A 1,348-nucleotide genomic window follows, 5' to 3' on the forward strand; every position below is an offset into this window, starting at 1 on the left:
GCGGCGGCGACCCGCGCGGCCAGGGTGCAGGGTGCCCCCGTTGCCCGGCCGACGAGGGCGTCGGCGGGGGCGAGCGCCGCGAGGTCGGCGGCCGCCGCGGCGCGGTGCCGTGCGACGACCGCCGAGCCCAGCAGGCCGACCGCCGACGTCAGCAGGGCGGCGGCGCAGAGCACCGCCACGACGAGCAGCGTCGCGCTCCCGCTCTCGCGGTGCGCCGTCGCGGTGGAGCGCACGGTGACCGTCGGCCCGTTCGGCAGCAGGAGCCGCAGGGTTCGTCGCACGGACACGTCGACCGCGCCGGGTGACGCACCGACGCCCACGACCGCGGACCCGGACCCGGCGGCCGCCGCTGCCGCCGACCGGACCGCAGCCGGGTCGTCGCCGCGCGCCGCGGCCCGGGCGCCGGCGCGTGCGGCGTCGACCACCTGCACCTGGGCGACGGCGGCCTGCCCGGCGGCCGCCACCGCGGCGAGCAGCAGCACGACCGACGGGACGGCCACGGCCAGCTCGGCCGTGGCCGTCCCGTGCTCGCGGTGGCGGTCAGCCACCGAGCGACAACGCCTTCGTCACGAGGCCCAGCAGGAGGCCGCGCACCGCCGAGCCGTGCAGGATCGTCAGCAGCAGCGCCGCGAACCCGGCGGCCGCGAGGGTGCCGATGGCGTACTCGGCGGTCGTCATCCCGTGGTCGCCGCGTACCCGGCCCCGTGCGAGCAGCAGCCGGGCTCGCCCGCGAGCGGCGCCGAACGCGCTGCGGACGGTTCGAGGTCTGGTCATGCGTGGTCCCTTCGTCGGTGTGAACTGATGTGGAAAGCCTTGCGCTGCAACCGGTTCGAGACGAGCGACGTCCGTGTGCTGTGGACGACCGCGCCCTCGTCGTCCACCTGTGGACGAGAGGGTCACGTGCCGTGCAGCAGCGGGACGGCCAGCCCCGCGACGACCGGGACGACCCCCAGCAGCCCGAACGCCGGCAGGGTCGTCAGCCCGAGCGGCAGCACCAGCCGCACCCCGAGCCGGGCGGAGGCGACGGCGGCGGCACGACGCCGACGGGCACGGGCGTCACCGGCCGCGCTGCGCAGCACGAGCGCCACGCCGCCACCGGTGCGCTCGGCCAGCGTGAGGGCGCGCACGAGCGGCAGGTAGGCGTCGTCGACGTCGCGCCACGCCCTGGCCGCAGGCATCCCCACGCGCCACAGCGGCAGCGACCGCACCAGCTCGACGTCGAGGCGCTCGGCGGCGCGGGCGGCCTCGTCGACCGCGTCGGCAGCCGGCAGGCCGGTGCCGAGCGCGGCGGCGACGAGCTCGACGAGCACCGGGACCGGGACCGCGTCCGCAGGTCGTCGCCGGCCCC

The 1,348-nt window shown here is 78.4% G+C and carries 3 protein-coding genes; all 3 read right to left on the minus strand.

What is annotated here, in order from left to right:
• Window positions 1-548 (minus strand): TadE family type IV pilus minor pilin (locus ACYVI6_RS18700; RefSeq protein ID WP_460447791.1); only part of this gene is annotated, 548 nt, incomplete at its 3' end.
• Window positions 541-774: a DUF4244 domain-containing protein gene (locus ACYVI6_RS18705; RefSeq protein WP_284288502.1), complete on the minus strand. Its 234-nt coding sequence runs from the start codon at window positions 772-774 to the stop codon at window positions 541-543. The genes ACYVI6_RS18705 and ACYVI6_RS18700, both read right to left, overlap by 8 nt.
• 122 nt (window positions 775-896) lie before the next feature.
• On the minus strand, window positions 897-1,348 hold a 452-nt coding region (locus ACYVI6_RS18710; RefSeq protein ID WP_460447792.1), incomplete at its 5' end, for a type II secretion system F family protein.

This window comes from Angustibacter aerolatus, from assembly GCF_054776675.1.